The following is an 18154-nucleotide window of genomic DNA, read 5'->3' as shown; positions in this document are numbered from 1 at the left end:
TCTGACGAAATATACACCTGTAAATTTTAAACTATGATTTATATCAGTTTACCTTAATATTCCTAGTTAAATTAATACTAATTTGTATTAAAAAAGGATACTATCTAACAAAATACAAAAAGAGGAAGAGGTAAACCCAGAGTACATCAATAAAATGCCAAAAAGTTGCTGCTAATTCTAACCCTAGCATGTTAGCCGCATCATACTTCTGTTTAAAATGATTATAAATTACTACTAATAGGCAAATTAACCCAGCAACCACATGTAAAATATGCACCATGGCAATCAAATAGATGTAAGACATGGTTACATTACTAGTTGGTCCTGTAAAATTATATCCTAAATCAATGATTTGTTGAAAACCCATAAATTGAAAAACAATAAAGACAATACCCAACCCAAGTGTTATCATTAACCATAATGTGGTACTCTCCCTGTTTCCTTGTTTCAATGCCTTTTTTGCAGAAATAAAAGCAAAACTACTTACCAAAATAATAATGGTACTAATAATAAAAGCATTTGGTAATTGAAACTCCTTTAACCAATCTGGTCTTGAGCTACTAACTATAAAAGCACTCGTCCACCCCATGAAGGACATGATTAATGAAATAATACCAAACCAAAGCATCATTTTTTTTGCTCTGGCCTTTTTTTCTTCTTGTGTTCCTTGAGTTAAATCCATAGTTATCTGATAAATTTATCAATTACATATACTATTTGAATCAGTGTAATATACGATACACTGGCAAGCATTAATTGTTTAGCAGCTTTTTCGGTCATAATTTTAAATAGCCTAAAAGCATAATACACCATACCTAAACCTAAAAGCCCCACTAGAATAGCAGCTACTACTGATAGTTTTAAGGTTCCTGTAAAACCAAAAACTGGTATAATAGATACTATTAAAGTCCATATACAATACATTATGGTTTGTACTGCTGTACCTTTATCTTGTTTTCCAGTAGGCAACATAAAAAATCCACCGCGTTTATAATCTTCATATAAAAACCAACCAATAGACCAAAAATGTGGAAACTGCCAAAAGAACTGTAGCGCAAACAAGGTTCCTGGTTCAATACCAAAATCATCTGTGGCTGCTACCCATCCTAACATAAACGGAATGGCTCCCGGAATAGCCCCAACAAAAACTGCCAATGGTGTTTTTGTCTTTAAAGGCGTATATACACAGGTATACAAAAAGATAGAAATAGCACCAAACATAGCTGTTTGCTTATTGATGGTATATAGAATGATAATTCCTAAAAGTGTAAAGACCGTGGCTATAATAAATGCGGTTGTCACAGACATTCTTCCTGCTGGAATAGGTCTGTTTTTAGTACGATTCATTAAAGCATCTAGATCTTTTTCTATAATCTGGTTATAGGCATTAGAGGCTCCCACCATAAAATAACCACCAAGGGCTAATAAAATAAGAGTTTTGAAATCAACTGTTTCTACTCCCAATAAATAACCTGCAAGTGATGAAAATACAACACTTAGGGCGAGCCCCATTTTTGTAATTTCCTTAAAATCTGAAATTACCGAAGGTGTTGTTAATGAAGATTTTGACCTACCCAAAGCTCTGTTTTGTTTTGCGAGTGCAAAGATACTCTATTAAAGCATTTTGACAATAGGTTTACAAGTAATTTTATACTCACCATTTGACGATGAAAGATTTTGTATTTTTAAAGAATAACTTATTTTATTTATTATGAAATCTTTTCAAATACTCTGCTTCTCTATATTCTTCAGTTTTTCGTTTTCAATATTTAGTCAAAGTAAAGAGATTACTATTAAAACTACCAAACTTACAGAGAACGTCTATATGCTAGAAGGTCAAGGCGGCAATATTGGTGTTTCCGTTGGCGATGATGGCGTGCTTATGATTGATAGTCAATTTGGGCGGTTAACCCCAAAAATTCTTGATGCCATTAAACAACTAAGTGATAAGGATATTACTTTTTTAGGCAACACCCATCATCATGGTGACCACACGGGTGGTAATGCCAATATTTCAAAGTTAGGAACGCATATCTTAGCTCATGACAATGTTTATAAACGAATTAAAGCTAACGAAAGACAATCTGAAGATTATTTACCTGTAATCACCTTTAATGATAAGATGAATATTCACTTTAACGGAGATACTATTCTTGTTTTTCACGTTGAAAATGCGCATACCAATGGTGATGCTTTATACTATTTTACAGAAAGCAATGTATTGCACACTGGAGACACCTACTTTAACGGACGTTATCCTTATATCGATTTGATATCAGGCGGCAGTGTTGAAGGTTATATAAACGCTATTAAAAGAACACTAATAGTCATTGATGATGACACTAAAATAATTCCAGGCCATGGTGTTTTATCTAATAAAAAGGAATATCTGGCATTTCTAGATATGATGGAAAACCTAAGACAAAATGTTCAAACTGAAATTTCTTCTGGTAAAACTGAGGAAGAAATTATTGCTAATGAATCTTTAACCAAAACTTATGACGATTTAGATTATGACTGCTGCTTTATTTCCTCAGAAAGAATTAGAAAAATCTTTTATACTAGTTTAAAACAAGAATAATCACTTATTGAATTTAACCCTCAAAAACAGATTTAATGAATAGATGTTATTAAGCCGATTAAAATTCACATACGGGCTAACTCCCAAACTAATCTGCTTTAAAATAACGTGAACCAACTTAATACTTACCGGAAATCCCATAGCATTTTTCACATCTCCGAAAAGCTTCGTGCTATGTATATACCCAGCTCCTAAGTGGAATCCACAAAGCACTTTTTTACTAATCAATAATTCTCTACCGTACAACAAATTCACCTCTAAAAACACGTCAAATACATTGTTGAATAACGTTCCGTTATCAATAAGCCCTATGCCACACTTATATTGAAATGAAAGTATATTTGAATTTATATCAAATTGAAATTCCATATCCCCGTTAAAGCCATTTTCAAGTGTGGCTTGACAATCGTTATAAATGCCCAACCCAAAATCTAATGCCTTAAATTTAAAATTTCCTGATTTTTCCTGAGAATTAGCAGATATTATAAAAAGTGAAATACCAATTATTATGGCATTTTTAATAACTTTAAGTTTATCCATACACTTTCCATATTTCAATAAATATACATTAGTGAAAATGTAATATTTATGACAAAAATCATTTTCGGAAAAGACAAGAAATAACTATTGAGTTTAATTATCAAAATACCAATTAAACAAATCGGTTCTTAAACCAATATTAAACCATACGGTATTATTATTGAAGGTTTCCCTTGTTGTGGCATTCGGATCAAAATTTCTAATGGTTATATCTGTAAATAACTTCAAATTTGACGCTGGATTAACCACGTAACCTGCTTGCAAATTCCCGTAAAACGATTTGGTTTTTATACCTTGATTAATCTCTACCCCAGTATCAAACGGACGGTCATTGTAATCTCTATAAATATCTCCTCCGTAGCTGAAATTATCTGTACCATTGTTATAATCAAATCCTCTGTTACCAAAAATAAATTTGGCGTCAGCAAACCATCTATTTAAGCGGTATCTCCCAATTAATATTAATTCAGAAAAATTTGCTCCCCATAAATGCGCTAAAGGCTGATTGTTATGTCCGTAATTTAAAACAATCGTATTATGTGAATAGGTATAAGGACGGATTCTATTGTATTCTAACTGTAAAAACAAATTATCAACCTTAAAAGCATTGTAATATTTAAGTCCCAATTGATAGCCATACTTATTCTTCCAGCTTTTTTCTCCTCCTTTGATATCGCTTAATGAGAATTCATCTAATATAAACTGACCATAAGCATTAACATCATCACTAAACTTATATTTTGCAGTAGCACCCAGTAAGGCGTTTCCAGCTCCTTGACCAGTTTCAAACTCAATGGCTCTATAGAAAATTATTGGATTCAAATAATTAATATCAAAACCTCTGTCATTACTATTAGTCCAAAGTACAGACTCAAACAAACCTAAATTAAATCGTTTAGACACATTCCAACTTAAATAATGATTGGCTACATACTTGGTTAAAAAAGCTTTGTCTTCAACCACCTCATCCCTTACATCTTTCATCCACATAAAGGTATTGGTATACTTTAATTTCCAGAATTTTGTGTTTAATTTCAGAAATGGGTGCGGACTAGTAACATCACTCAATAATAGCGAGCGATAACCATCTCCTATAAAATTCTTGCCATGCCCAAATTGAATATTTAAAAACTCCGCCGGCGAATATGATAAATACGCCTCGGCCACGGGATAATCATAAGAATCTGTTTTAAAACGTTTCGCAATACCTCTCCCCGGGATAATAGCAGGGTCTGGACCAAAAGCCTTCAAACTTTCAGAATATCTGTTCACATAATCTGCAAACCGACCTTGGCTTTCAAAAACTGCAGAATAAAAATTAAACTTTTTACCCAAACCTCCTTGTACAACAAAACCGCGGGTATTGTTATATGTTGAACTAAAATCTGCATCTGTATCCTTTCCAACTTGCAAATCGAAAATAGGATCAATAGTAAACCAATAATCTTTTCCTCGTAATTGTAGTAAATGATCATTACATAGTTTTTTTCCAGCCCAACTTTCTTTCTTTTTTTGTAGCTTCTTATCTTCTTCCTCAAAATCATAGTACTTCGAAACTTCACTATATAAAAATGGCTTTGATGCTGTGTGACTATTAGTTCCTATAAGATTCATTGACCTATCAAATCGGTTATAATCACTATGCGTGAATTGGATGTTTAACTCACTTGAAAATCGTTGGTTAGTATAAGACTCTAAGCTGCTTTTAATACTATCAAATTCCTTTTTGGCTGCTTCCTCTAATTTTGATAAACCATTGGTTACATTTATATCATGACTAGGTTCAACATATTTAACTAAAGGAACTCTAATAGAAATAGAATACTGCTTATACGTTGTTCTTCCATTATATGTTGCCGGTGTAATTTTTGGAAAAGCACCAAATACACGTTTTGTTTCATTTTTTAATTCATTGTATATAGCATCAATATATACTACCTTAAATGTACCGGTGGTATCAACTTCAAAAAGAACTACTACATCACCTTTATAATTTTCATCATAGACTTTTTGAGGCACTTTATAGTTATTATAAATAAGGTCAAACACACTTTTATTGAAACATTGCTGCAAAGAATCTATTTCAACCGCTTGGCAGTTTGGAAAAACTGGTGGTTTTTCATTTAAAAATTTGTCTTGTGAATAGCCATAATATTGAACTAAAAGCAGGCATAGAACAATGAATCTTTTCATGAACAAAATTGGAGATTTGATTTAAAATTGAAAGATAATATATTTATCAATAAAGCAGGCATAAAAAAAAGCCGTTATCAATTTGATAACGGCTTTATGACTTTAAAATTATCTGGCTCTAATTTTGAACATCAAAAACTATTGGCAAAGTATACCTAACTCCCACGGTTTTTTTGTTTTGTTTACCAGGTTGCATTACGGGAACTCTATTAATTACACGTTGCGCCTCATCTCCTAATTTCGGATGTGGTGCCCTAGTCTTAATATCTTTCACCTTCCCTGTTTTATCAATTAAAAATTGAACAGTAATTCTTTGCTTACCAAATATACCATACTCAGAGGCAATCTCACTACCGTTGAAACTTCTTTGGATTAGTTTTGATAGTTTTTGAGACATACACTTTTTTCTGTCATCATTATTCTTTTTGTTTTCGCAACCAGGATAAACAGGTACTTGATGAACGAAGTCTATGGGCAAGATCACCTCTTCCTCTATGTCATCAACAATAATATCTCCTGGATTAATAGGCGGGTTTTTATCATCGTCAGGGTTAACAGGTATATCAATAATATCTCTAATGACTTCAGTATCATCAGGAACTTCAATAAAATCCTTTGCTTTTGTTACTGTCTTTTGCTTAATTGCTTCTTTAATTTCGCTTTTCTCAATCTTCACCAATGGTATATCAATACTATATGGTTCTTCAATAGGCGGAAGACTAGCTACTTCCTTAGTCTTAGTTTCAAACTTCATTTCAAACAATCCGTAGGTGACCAATAGGCAAACTATTAGTCCAACCTGGAAGTAAAGGGTGGAGTTTTTTTGTAAATTTGCATCATGCTTTTGTGATTTTTTCACGGAATACTCATTTTGCCGAATGAGTCCGTGAGAATCTTTACGATTTCTCATAATAATTATAGTTTAAATGTTAATATTATGATAAAGTCGCAATAAGTATACCAAAAAAGAAATCCCGTTACAGTAATTGTAACGGGATTTTATCTTATGTACTTAGCCTTTACTAAGTAAAGTAATACTTAATCTTGAACTTGGAAAATAATTGGTAAAGAATATGGAACATTCACTGGCTTACCACGTTGTTTACCAGGTTTCATTTTAGGTAATTGACTAATAACTCTTTTAGCTTCTTTCTCTAAACCCGGATGTGGTGCTCTTGCTCTAATACCAACAACATCCCCTTTTTTGTCTATCTTAAAAATTACATTAATACGTTGTCTTCCAGATAAACCTAAGTCACTAGCTAATTCCGTATTAAACTTCTTATTTACAAACTGAGATATCTTTTTTGACATACAAGCTCTTTTTGCATTGTTATCTCCTCTTTCGCAACCAGGGAAAATTGGTACATTTTCAATAACTGCAAATGGTACATCTATATCTTCTTCTACCTCTTCTACCTCTACTTCTTCTACCTCAACAATCTCAGTTTCTTGATCAACTTCTGTAGACTCAATTACGGTTTCTTCTACCTCTTCTTCATCTTCCACAATCTCTATAACCTCAGGAGCTGCTGGTGGAGGTGGTGGAGGTGGAGGCGTTTGAATTTGCTCTGTGATTGGAATTTCTTCTTCCAACTCCTCATCCATATCTAATTGACCAATGTCAATATTTGATTTGTCATAGGTTTTATAATTAATGGCATAATTTGTTAAAAACAGCATCAATGCCAAACCTATTAAGAAATAAAGAGAACTATTACGTCCTACATTTGCTTTAGAATTTTTCTTTGGTTCCATAATTAATCGTTTATCAAGATTGCTAAAATAACTATTTATTTATCAAAAAAGCAAGAGATTATAAGTTTTTAACGCCTAAATTTCTTTTGCCCCATAATGCCAATGATGCTATCAATACTCCTAATGTATTGGCTAAAGCATCAAAACCATCAAATGCTCTGTAACTAGTTAGACTACCCTGTAATACCTCAATAATTATACCAAAAACTATTGATAAAATTGCCGCCGTAAAAATAGCGTGTCTAAAGTTAAATTTGAAGTTATACAAAAATGTATATAACCATAAAATAGTTAATAACCCATAAGTTAAAAAATGAAATATCTTATCGCCAAAATCTACACCAACATCTGGCAGTCTATTAAATTTTATTAAACTCACAATTAACAAACTAAGTGAGTATAAAATGGCTATGAAGAAAGCGTATTTTTTAAGCACCAATTAAGGTTTTGTAATCATCTGCAGACATCAGCTCTTCAACTTCTGAAAGATCTGAACATTTAACCTTGACCATCCATCCATCACCATAAGGGTCCGAATTTACTTTTTCTGGTTCATCTTCCAATGAATCATTAAACTCAACTATTTCACCAGAAAGAGGTAAAAATAAATCAGAAACTGTTTTCACAGCCTCTACAGTACCAAAAACTTCATCGGCATCTAATGTCTCATCAACTGTTTCAACTTCAACATAGACAATATCACCCAATTCGCTTTGCGCGAAATCTGTAATTCCTATTGTAGCTAAATCCCCTTCAATATTAACCCATTCGTGGTCTTTAGTATATTTTAATTCTGATGGAATATTCATGTGTTATATCATTAAATTATTTTCACAAAAGTATTTATTCAAATGATAAATTCAAACTGTTATTTTCTAATTTCCAAAATTATACCTTAGTGTTAAACCTGACCTAACAGTTGTTTGCGGAAAAGCAGTTGAAATGGCATATTCTGAGAAAGCATAATCAAAATAAAAGATTCCTGTTAGGCTCTTACTAAAGGCATAATCTGCTGTATACTTTAAACCCCAAATAGTTTGACCAGAAGTAACCTGATTATTCTCTAGATCTAAATATCTAATGATGGTTTTGTTATCTCTAATTGAGATATCTGCCTTCATATTTAAATCACTAACAATTCGTTTTTGAGGTCCAGCCAAATTGGATCTAATACGTAAATCTTTAATTCTATAACCAAGCCCTAAAGTATATTCATCTCCCAAAACTTCTGTCAATAAATTATTGTCAAAACTTAAGGATAGCATTCTATCCTTCTTTATTTCAGCTAAAATTTTTACTGAATTCTTCATTTCAAAATCTAATCTCACAAGCGGGCTGAATGATTCTACCAAATTAACACTACTAAAAAGACGATCGTTTTTGAAATTCCCAGATTGATCTAGTGCTTCTTGAGGTTGATTAGCATAATCAACTTCTGGTATTGGAGCTTCATTATCGGCAGGATTCTTATTCAAATTCAAATTAGTCCTAAATTGACCAATGGTATACCCCGAACGATACCCATGCGTTAATGAAAAACGTTTAAATCGTTTTTTAAACCAATTAAATTTCATAAAACCGGTATATTTTAAGTCCCAGTTAGGAATTGGAATATCTCTAAATGCCGTTAAATTTGAACTATTAGCATCTTTACCTTGGTAAGCTGCTAAAAATGCTGGCAATAAAACCTTCTGGTTATTTTTGCCAAAACCTAATGGGAAACCATCATTGGGGTTTCTGGTATAACTTGTATTGCCATAAAACCTTTCAGCCAATCGTTCAGCTATTTTTAATCTATTTGCTCTAAACTCATTAAACGCTTCAGAAATTGTCTCATTACTTTTACTAAAGGCGGTTTTTATCAGAAGTGTAGATATGCTAAAATTACCAAAAGTATTAGGTGTTAAGGATTGATACTCAAAAACCCCACCTACATTATCAACTCTATAATTTTCACTGTAATTTTCATAATACGCTCTATTTCCAACTATATCTATTTTAAGGTCTCTAAAGGGTTCTAAGGTTGCTGCATAGTCAAAGCGCTTATCATGAGTAGTTGTATACTGCTGATTAAATTCTGGAAATAATGTCAACCACCCTTTTCTTGCTGCTAAATATCTTATATCGCTTTGACTACCAAAGGTAAACCCAGTTGTAGGTCTTAAAGTTCCAATAAACCCAGGTGTTTGTGTATAACCTGGTAAAAAGGTTCCGTTATTTTCTGAATAATTAAATTGAATTCTTTTAACACTTGTTAATATATCAACACCTGCATTTAATGCTTTTGTAACTGATTTATTCTTAGGTCTTTTTTGATTGGTGCTATTAGCATTAACTCCAGGAGGCCCAGCACTTGCCGCTCTTCTAACATTCCTTACTGGTTTCTTAACTAACCCAATATACTTATAGAAGCTATTCATATCTAACGAAGCATTGATATTATGCACATTAGAATTTGAAACGTTATTTCCTAAATTATAAGTTTGCCCATTCAATTCTATATTTCCATATAAATCTGATCCTTTTTGCCAGTTGAATGTACCATTATATTGGTATGTGGCATCAATAAAACTTAAAGTTGGTATTTTATTTAACGGTAGTTGGTAAGTTAAGCCTAGATTTTGTGTTTGTCTGTTCGGGTCTCCAACATCGAAAAAACCATCCCAAACATCTAAATTTTCATCTTGCTCTCCACTAATTAAATCATCATTTTTAAAATAATTTCTAACAATGTTATTATTAGCAGCCGTAAAATTTAGCTGTAAGGCATCTGTTAGGTTATAATTAATGGTATATTGAAAATCAAAGCTGTAATTTCTTCTAAATAATTCTTCAATACCAATATTTGATCCTCCCAAATCAATCTCTCTATACTTTTGTCTATTAAACTGCCTGTTAATATCAGTATTGACCGTGAAACTAGATGGTAATAAATTGAAATTGAAATCCTTTAAAATCTTCCAGTATTTATTGGTGAAAAGAGAGTCGTTTTTTCTAAATGGTTCTACTTTAATAGGATTAAAATTGAAAGCGTAATTTGCACCCACCCTAACCATTTTATTTACGGAGTTTTCAATTTCAAAATCTCTGTGTTCAACCTTATTGTAAGAATAATTTAAAGTAAGATTCTCAACATCATAAAACCTTGGAGTTTGCTCCTCTGATGTTCTAACCTTTCTAACCCCAATAAAGTTTATACTTTGCCGTTTAGTATAGTCTTCAGATTGTTGTTTTATGGTTTCTTTCTCTTCATTGCTGCTAGCAGCATTTAAACGAGATTCTAAAGTTAAATCTTTATAAAATTGATCATATTTTGGAGTGATCAGCTCTTCGCTTTGCGCATAGTTAAAAGGTATCTGAACACCCCATTTTTTTGGCAGTAATTGTCCTACCTGTACATTTGTCACAACATCATACTGTTTTACATCTTCTAAACTTCGTTGACTAGGCCCTTGCTCTATAGCCCCAAATCCAGCAGTACTTTGTCTTCCTGTAGCACTTATAGTTGCAAAATCTGCAACATTGGCATCCATACTCACTACAGCAGCCCAACCACCTTCATTATCCATATCCGATAAACGAAGTTCATTAAACCAAACTTCCGCACAAACATCATTTCTATTGGTTACATTTTTAACACCCACCATAAGGGTTCTAACATCTCCAAAATTAGGATTTCCTTTTATACCAATACGATGTTGACCAATTACATAGCCTGAAAATGGATCATTTACAGGTACAATTTCACCATCAACAACATCGTAAAAGGTAGGATCTTCATTAGTCAAAGTCATGTCTGAAATACCTTGCGCTTTAATATCACCTAATAAACTTATTGGCAAATTAATTTCGTTTTCTGTTGGCCAAAGCCCTTCCCTAGTTGTGGAAGTAGAAACCTGCAAAGGCAATTCAATTTGATAAAAGTTATCATTAAGATCATTTCCAATACGAATAAAACCTACTAATTCGTCACTGGCTAAACCACCATTTTCATCGTCCTCGGCATGCATAAACATTCTTAACCGTTTGAACTGACGCATATCAATGTTTATGTTTTTATACACCGCTCTAGAGTCTTCAATTTCTAAATTACAGACTTTGGTTACTAAAGATTGTTCATTTTGCTCAATTACGGTGTTGTTATTAAACAACTCTTCTGGCTCAATCCCCGGTGGTCGTTTATAGATTCCTTCATTTTCAATAGTACCAATAACACCAACAGAAAAGCTAGTCTGACTATCTTCAGGTGTAGGGTCGTTTTTATCTAAAGCTTGATTGTAACGTCTCCAGTCACTTCTAACTAAATCTAATGTTCCAAATCTGAATACTGTTTTTTCAGTAAACTCTTTTAGGAAAATTCTAGCAAAACGAACCGATCTTAAATCATTTATTCCTCCAACAGCTTTTACATGACTTCCTTGAACAGGAATTCTTAACTGATACCATCTTACATTTTTAGTATCACCATTAGGAAGCGTCCTTGGTCTTTCTTTAAAATCTCTTAAAAATTCCTTTAAGGGATTAGTACTCGGAAGGTTTTCAAATTCTGATTGGTCTAGTGGTAAATTTTGTCGTGTAATATCCAATTCATATTCAAAATAACTATCAATCGTATTCATGGTATTATCACGATTGATATCCTCAACATCTGGTTGGGTATTGGCTCCTCTATCTGTATTAGTAAAGGTGTCTGGGGTATTGCCTTCTACTCCATTATATTGTTTATAACGATCAAAAATATTACCCGTAGCATTTAAAAAGTAGGTATAGTTATCATTTGCGGGATCCGCTCCAAAATTTGCCCCAAAAACAGCCGCCTCTTCGGCATCATCATAACCATCATACCCAACATCCTGGTTATCTCTTTTGTCCCCTGTTGTATCAAATGCATAAATTAATGATTGATTTTGAGGAACCACAGTACCCCAATCTGTAGGAAGCAACAAACTTACATCTCCATCATCGGGCAATCCATTCTCATAAAGTTTGCGTCCATCTTTGATTATGTCTTCAGAAACATTACCAAGGTTGAACACTAATTTACCACCGGGATTTGATGCGTTTTCTTGAAAAGGATCTTGTAACCAGAATTCAATATATTCTACATTAGCCTGCTCTAAATCTGTTGATGTTAGCTGTCTTGTAATACCCGCCCAACTTTGGGATGGATTATTAATTGTTCCATTTGCAACATTTGGGTCAAAATTATATGGCCCTCTTTCTTGCGGATAATAAGTTAAATCTAAGGTAAAAATGGTAGAGTTTTGCCCTTGTACTAAATCTCTATTAGGAAAAAGTTCGTCAATAAAAACACGGCTAGTAAAAATATCAGAAATATCATTATCAGATACATCACCAGGACGCTGAGAACTATAAAAAATAGGATCAACAGTATACCAATTTAACATGGCCCTACCAAAACCATTCTGTATACCATTATTATCATCACCAGGAGAGTTTGCGAGGTCTAATGGCCTACTAGACAAAAACCAAGATTGTTGTGCTCTTAAATCTATGGCATTTTGAGTACCTTCAAAATCATCAATATAAGATGTAGCTTCTCCATTAAGATTAGTACGTTTTGGAGCCCCAGGGGCTAAATAGGCAAACTCACCTCTTAAAGAAAGGTTTGATTCAGCATCGGTATCAATATTTGGCAACTTATTCGCTAAACGAGTTAAGAAAGGAACTTTAGTAGCATAATTCCCATTCATACCAAAAATAGTGTTGTTTATAGGCTCTGAACCATAATTTGCTTTCTGCGTAATTGGCCGCTCATTAAGATTTAAAAGTGTAGCTCCTAAAACAAAATCTTCATTAAACTTATGCTCAATATTAAGCCCAGTAAAACGTCTTGTTTGTTGTCCAAAAACTGCATTGTTTTCTGTAGACACTTCAATTGGTGTATTTGAGGCTTTAAGCGCTTCATCTAAAATTTGTACTCTTCCTAACTGATAGTTTACGGTATAATCAATACCTTCTACTAGTACCCTTCCTCCGGCAGTTACCCTTACCGACCCTCTAGGTACATTAAAGGCACCAATAGGGATACCATCTCCTCCAGACGATTTATAGCGCCCTCTTAATTTGAACTTATTCTTTTCAACTTCCTCTAAAGCCGCTGTTTTTGTACTTTTATAAAGTATGTCATATACATACTTTTGTTGATCTTCATTAAATGATAAGTCATCTTTATAGTTTCCACCACCTAAAACATTAAAAAGATATTCACCAAAAGGTTCTGCACTAGTAAATACTATTTTTCCATTTATTGGTATAACTGTAATACCTGGATAAAAATCAAAAAAACCATCTCCCTTTGCTTGTGGGTCATTATTGAAATTCAATTTGTCTAAATTAAAAACCCTTAGTAATGGTACATTTTCAAGTAAATTTTCTTCTGGTGTAGACCCCGTAACAGGATTGCCATTAATGTCTAAATTGAAACTGGCTCCAACAGGTTTTATAAAATTTAATGGAGAAGCTTCATTATAAAAGATATTTAACTTGAAATCATCTGGACTTAAATTGTAGGCTCCGGTATCATAGATGTTTTTCATCATCAAATTCCATACTGGCTGGTCAACATTAGTAATACTACTCTTTAGCATTTTTAAAACCAAATTTGTATTTACCACAGATGTTACTTGTCCTGAATTATTAGTGGTTACATCTGTTGCTTCTAGCCCATCATTTGCAAACTCACCTACTTGATATACATCTCCGCCCAAAGTATATTGGAACGCTACAGCTAAAACTTCGTCATTATTTAAACGTTGGTTTAAGGAGATATACCCAAGTTCTCTATTTAAGGTATATTCTTGACCATCAATTAGTTTTCTGGCATTTTCTAATTTACCATAATCAAACCCTTCTCTAATATTTGGAATAGAAAACCCCGACTGTACCGTAGCCACATCCCTTATAGCATCAGTAAGTTGAGAGTTGGCTCCTCCAATATCTGTAGGGTCAAAAGCATTATTTTTATTATCTGGCAAGGCATCAGGAGAAAATATATTAACGGCAGAACCTATTTTATCAGGGTCACTGCTTGATTCTCCAATATCTTGAAGCGCTACAATATTTCTAACATTATCTGTTCTGTTACTTCTGTTAGTTACCCAAACTTCAATCCTTGTAATTTGTAAACCTCTATTGTTAATAAACGGATAATCTTTTAACGATCTATCATAGGTATCCTTAAAATACTGCGCTAAAAAGAAGTGCCTATTTTCGTCATAATCCCTGATAAATAATTCAAACTCCTCAACGGTTCCTCCTCCTTGCGCTACTACTGTATTCCCTTGAGATTTCTGTTCAGAAAATACTCCTGTAACTGTAGTTCTCCCAAATTGAAGTTGAGTTTTAACACCAAAAAGACTTTGGGCACCAGTAATTAATGAACTGTTTAAAGGCATACTAACATTACCCACTTCTATCTTCTGGATGATATCATCTTCAGAAGGTGTAAAGTCTAATTTTATAAGATTCTGAAAATCAAAAGTTGACTGGGTATCATAATTAGCATTTACCTGAAGTCTTGTACCCACCTTTCCAACAAGGCTTAAATTTATACGCTGATCAAAATCAAATGTGAAATTGCTTCTGTTTCTAGGTGAAAAAGAAGGATTGTCTTGTTTTGAAAAAAGAATACCCAAGTCCATCTCAACAGACCCCTGCGGAGACACTTCTATAGTATTTCCGCCAAATATAGTTTCAAACAAATCCGATTTTACATAAAACTCAGGTAATAGATTTTTTTGACCATCTTCATCTTTTTTACCATCAAGGGCATCTATTTTTTCTTTGTAATATGACCCTATACTTTCTTTAGCAACCAGCTCATAATATTCCTTCGGTGTTAAAATAACAGGATACTTAATATTGAAACTCCCTATTTTTTCTGTATAAATATACCTGTTTGTAAGCGCATCATAAGTGTATTTAGACTCAATGCTATTGGGTCTTAGTGCTTTTAAATTACCCTTGTCAAATCCTGTTTTAACAGAATCTTGAGGTGTTTGCTGAGACCAAGTAACCACAGAATAAAATAGTACAAATAATAAAAGGGTTAATTGCTTTATTGATAAATAAGATTTAAGGTTAGTTCTATTCAAAATCTACTACAAATTTTTTAAGGCTTGTTTGATTATGGTTTCTACATTTGCATCTGGTTGAGATGCTATAATTTTATCCACAACACGTTCTGCCTGTTTTTTAGCAAAACCAAGCACTTCTAAAGCAGATAACGCTTCATCTTTATTGGTATTGCCCTGAGATACCGAAACTTCATCAATATCGTAAATCTTTAAAATTTTATCTTTTAAGTCAAGTATTACTCTTTGAGCTGTTTTAGCCCCAATACCTTTAATTGATTGAATCAAAGCTACATCACCAGTTGCAATACCTTCTCTTACTTGTTTAGGCGTTAAGGATGATAACATTGTTCGAGCCGTACTTGAACCTATGCCACTTACTGAGATAAGAAGCCTAAATATTTCTCGTTCTGCTAAAGATGAAAATCCAAAAAGCGTATGGGAATCTTCTTTAACTTGAAGGTGCGTGTATAACTTTAAAAGCTCATTATCTGGAATTTGAGAAAATGTATGTAATGAAATATTAATCATGTAGCCCACTCCGTTACAATCAATAACAACATGTGTTGGGTTTTTTTCAGTGAGCTTTCCTTGTATGTGTGTGATCATTTATTGTAATCCCTTAACTAACCAAATGTACTAAAATTATTGTCACTAAATTACTTCTTTTTAGCTTTTTCCAATTCCTGTTTTTCCTTCTGTTGTGCATCTATAACAGCAATAGCGGTCATATTTACTATTTCATCTACACTAGCCCCTAATTGTAGTATATGCACAGGCTTGCGCATCCCCATCATAATCGGACCAATAGAATCGGCTTCATGCAACTCTTTTAATAACTTGTAAGTTATATTTGCCGAATCTAAGTTTGGAAATATCAAGGAGTTAACTTTTTTACCAACCAGTTTAGAAAACGGGAAATTTTCACGAAGCATCTCATCGTTTAAGGCAAAATCTGTTTGCAATTCACCATCAACATCCATATCTGGAAAATGACGATGTAAATAAGAAACAGCTTCCCTAATTTTTGATGCTTTTTCATGTTCTGATGAACCAAAGTTTGAATAACTAATCATAGCTAATACTGGATTCAAACCAAATAACTTGATTACAGAAGAGGTCATTTGAGCAATTTTAGCTAAATCTTTTGCACTAGGATCAATGTTTATTGAAGTATCACTTAAAAATAGCGGACCACGTTTGGTCATCATTAAGTTGGTTGTTGCTATTCTGGTAACTCCGTGAGCCATACCAATAAGTTCCAACATGGGTTTAACTACTGTTGGATAACTACGGGAATATCCAGAAATTAAAGCATCTGCATCACCTTGATTAACCATCATAGCGGCAAAATAATTGCGCTCTCGCATTAAACGTTGTGCTGAATAATAGGTTACACCTCTACGTCTGCGCTGATCCCAATATACTTTGGCGTATCTATTCTTTCTTGGGTTTTCTTCTTCGGTTTTTGGATCTATAATAGGTATATCAGCATCAAAATCAATAGAGACCATTAGCTCTTTTATGGTTTCTGTTCTACCTAATAAAATAGGTTTAGCAATACCTTCCTCATATGCAATTTGTGCTGCCTTAAGCACATCTAATTGGTCGGCTTCAGCAAAAACTACTCTTTTAGGATTCAATCTTGCTCTATTGAGCAATAGTCTTACTAATTTATTATCAGAACCTAATCTCTGTAGTAAGGTGTCCTTGTACTTTTCCCAATCCTTAATTTTCTTTTTAGCTACTCCAGTTTCTATAGCCGCTTTTGCCACCGCAGGAGGAACCTCTGCAATTAATCTTGGATCAAAAGGTTTAGGAATAATATAATCTTTACCAAATGTTAATCTGGTTTCTCCATATGCTACATTTACTTGTTCTGGTACCGGTTCTTTTGCTAATCTTGCCAAAGCTTTAACCGCGGCCATTTTCATTTCTTCATTTATTTTAGTTGCTCTAACATCTAAAGCACCTCTAAAAATGAATGGAAACCCAAGCACATTATTCACCTGATTAGGGTGATCACTACGTCCGGTAGCCATAATAATATCTTTTCTTGTAGCAACGGCTAAATCATATTTAATCTCTGGGTTAGGGTTTGCCATAGCTAGAACTATGGGGTCTTTAGCCATTGACAACAACATTTCCGGAGTAACAATATTTGCTAATGAAAGACCAATAAACACATCAGCATCTTTCATAGCTTCGTCTAAAGTGTCTATTTTTCTGTGGGTAGCAAATTCAGCTTTTTCAGAAGTTAAATTTTCTCTGTCTTTTCTAATAACACCCTTGCTATCCAACATGACCATATTCTCCTTTTTTGCGCCACATGCTTGATACAAACGAGAACATGAAATAGCTGCAGCCCCAGCACCACTAATTACAATTTTAGTTTTATCAATCTTCCTGTTAGTTAGCTCAACTGCATTTATTAAGGCTGCCGACGAAATGATAGCGGTTCCGTGCTGGTCATCATGCATAACCGGAATATCCAACTCTTCTTTTAAGCGTCTTTCTATTTCAAAAGCCTCCGGCGCTTTAATATCCTCTAGGTTAATTCCGCCAAAAGTTGGCGCAATATTCTTTACAGTTTCAATGAACTCATCAACATTTTCGGTATTTACCTCTATATCAAATACATCTATATCGGCAAAAATCTTAAACAAAAGCCCCTTTCCTTCCATTACCGGCTTTGAAGCCTCAGGCCCTATGTTTCCTAAGCCTAAAACAGCAGTCCCATTAGAAATCACAGCCACCAAATTTCCTTTAGCTGTATATCTATACGCTAGGTCTTTATTTTTTTCTATTTCCAAACAAGGCTCTGCAACACCTGGCGAATAAGCTAAAGATAAATCTCTTTGACTTGCATACTTTTTGGTTGGAACAACTTCAATTTTCCCAGGTTGGGGTTTTGCGTGATATATAAGGGCTTCTCGTCGTTTACTTTCTTCGCTCATAATGGATTACTTTGAAGGCTCAAAGATAA

Annotated in this window: 12 protein-coding genes; 1 reads left to right on the top strand and 11 read right to left on the bottom strand. The window is 33.6% G+C overall.

The annotated features are described in order from the left end of the window. Window positions 1-100: 100 nt before the first annotated feature. Both FUA22_RS13190 and cyoE read right to left on the bottom strand, forming a co-directional pair. A complete protein-coding gene (locus tag FUA22_RS13190; RefSeq protein WP_147769022.1) occupies window positions 101-682 on the bottom strand; it encodes a cytochrome c oxidase subunit 3 in 582 nt (193 codons plus the stop codon). Between the two features lie 2 nt (window positions 683-684). After that, complete coding sequence (gene cyoE, locus FUA22_RS13185) at window positions 685-1578, bottom strand: heme o synthase (protein WP_147769021.1); 894 nt, start codon at window positions 1576-1578, stop codon at window positions 685-687. A gap of 133 nt (window positions 1579-1711) precedes the next feature. On the opposite strand from cyoE, the gene FUA22_RS13180 reads away from it, so the two are divergent. Further along, window positions 1712-2581 carry an MBL fold metallo-hydrolase gene (locus tag FUA22_RS13180; RefSeq protein WP_147769020.1) on the top strand — a complete coding sequence of 290 codons (870 nt, stop codon included), beginning with the start codon at window positions 1712-1714 and terminating at the stop codon, window positions 2579-2581. Here the strand turns inward: FUA22_RS13180 and FUA22_RS13175 are convergent, their stop codons facing one another. The 9 genes from FUA22_RS13175 to FUA22_RS13135 all read right to left on the bottom strand — a co-directional run bounded on the left by FUA22_RS13175 (window position 2582) and on the right by FUA22_RS13135 (window position 18125). Next, window positions 2582-3121, bottom strand: a complete 540-nt coding sequence (locus FUA22_RS13175; protein WP_147769019.1) for a hypothetical protein — start codon at window positions 3119-3121, stop codon at window positions 2582-2584. It lies immediately after the preceding gene. Window positions 3122-3214: 93 nt separating this feature from the next. Further along, the gene (locus FUA22_RS13170; protein ID WP_147769018.1) at window positions 3215-5314 is read right to left on the bottom strand and encodes a gliding motility protein RemB; all 2100 of its coding nucleotides are present in this window, start codon (window positions 5312-5314) and stop codon (window positions 3215-3217) included. A 118-nt stretch (window positions 5315-5432) separates the two neighbouring features. Next, window positions 5433-6224 carry an energy transducer TonB gene (locus FUA22_RS13165; protein WP_147769017.1) on the bottom strand — a complete coding sequence of 264 codons (792 nt, stop codon included), beginning with the start codon at window positions 6222-6224 and terminating at the stop codon, window positions 5433-5435. Between the two features lie 128 nt (window positions 6225-6352). Beyond that, window positions 6353-7072: an energy transducer TonB gene (locus FUA22_RS13160; RefSeq protein WP_147769016.1), complete on the bottom strand. Its 720-nt coding sequence runs from the start codon at window positions 7070-7072 to the stop codon at window positions 6353-6355. A gap of 58 nt (window positions 7073-7130) precedes the next feature. Then, window positions 7131-7451: a VanZ family protein gene (locus tag FUA22_RS13155; protein WP_170309912.1), complete on the bottom strand. Its 321-nt coding sequence runs from the start codon at window positions 7449-7451 to the stop codon at window positions 7131-7133. Between the two features lie 49 nt (window positions 7452-7500). After that, the gene (gene gcvH, locus FUA22_RS13150) at window positions 7501-7881 is read right to left on the bottom strand and encodes a glycine cleavage system protein GcvH (RefSeq protein ID WP_147769014.1); all 381 of its coding nucleotides are present in this window, start codon (window positions 7879-7881) and stop codon (window positions 7501-7503) included. 66 nt (window positions 7882-7947) lie between these two features. Further along, the gene (gene sov / locus FUA22_RS13145) at window positions 7948-15189 is read right to left on the bottom strand and encodes a T9SS outer membrane translocon Sov/SprA (protein ID WP_147769013.1); all 7242 of its coding nucleotides are present in this window, start codon (window positions 15187-15189) and stop codon (window positions 7948-7950) included. Window positions 15190-15195: 6 nt separating this feature from the next. Further along, complete coding sequence (gene ruvA / locus FUA22_RS13140) at window positions 15196-15777, bottom strand: Holliday junction branch migration protein RuvA (RefSeq protein ID WP_147769012.1); 582 nt, start codon at window positions 15775-15777, stop codon at window positions 15196-15198. A gap of 50 nt (window positions 15778-15827) precedes the next feature. Next, window positions 15828-18125, bottom strand: a complete 2298-nt coding sequence (locus tag FUA22_RS13135) for an NADP-dependent malic enzyme (protein ID WP_147769011.1) — start codon at window positions 18123-18125, stop codon at window positions 15828-15830. Window positions 18126-18154 lie beyond the last annotated feature (29 nt).

It is taken from the genome of Seonamhaeicola maritimus, assembly GCF_008056315.1.
Classification (GTDB): Bacteria; Bacteroidota; Bacteroidia; order Flavobacteriales; family Flavobacteriaceae; genus Seonamhaeicola; species Seonamhaeicola maritimus.
This window is presented reverse-complemented; position numbering and strand designations above follow the sequence as displayed.

Coding starts and splice junctions, on each gene's coding strand:
- FUA22_RS13190 (WP_147769022.1), bottom strand. CDS start 682: ATGGATTTAACTCAAGGAACACAAGAAGAAAAAAAGGCCAGAGCAAAA.
- FUA22_RS13180 (WP_147769020.1), top strand. CDS start 1,712: ATGAAATCTTTTCAAATACTCTGCTTCTCTATATTCTTCAGTTTTTCG.
- FUA22_RS13175 (WP_147769019.1), bottom strand. CDS start 3,121: ATGGATAAACTTAAAGTTATTAAAAATGCCATAATAATTGGTATTTCA.
- FUA22_RS13170 (WP_147769018.1), bottom strand. CDS start 5,314: ATGAAAAGATTCATTGTTCTATGCCTGCTTTTAGTTCAATATTATGGC.
- FUA22_RS13165 (WP_147769017.1), bottom strand. CDS start 6,224: ATGAGAAATCGTAAAGATTCTCACGGACTCATTCGGCAAAATGAGTAT.
- FUA22_RS13160 (WP_147769016.1), bottom strand. CDS start 7,072: ATGGAACCAAAGAAAAATTCTAAAGCAAATGTAGGACGTAATAGTTCT.
- gcvH (WP_147769014.1), bottom strand. CDS start 7,881: ATGAATATTCCATCAGAATTAAAATATACTAAAGACCACGAATGGGTT.
- ruvA (WP_147769012.1), bottom strand. CDS start 15,777: ATGATCACACACATACAAGGAAAGCTCACTGAAAAAAACCCAACACAT.
- FUA22_RS13135 (WP_147769011.1), bottom strand. CDS start 18,125: ATGAGCGAAGAAAGTAAACGACGAGAAGCCCTTATATATCACGCAAAA.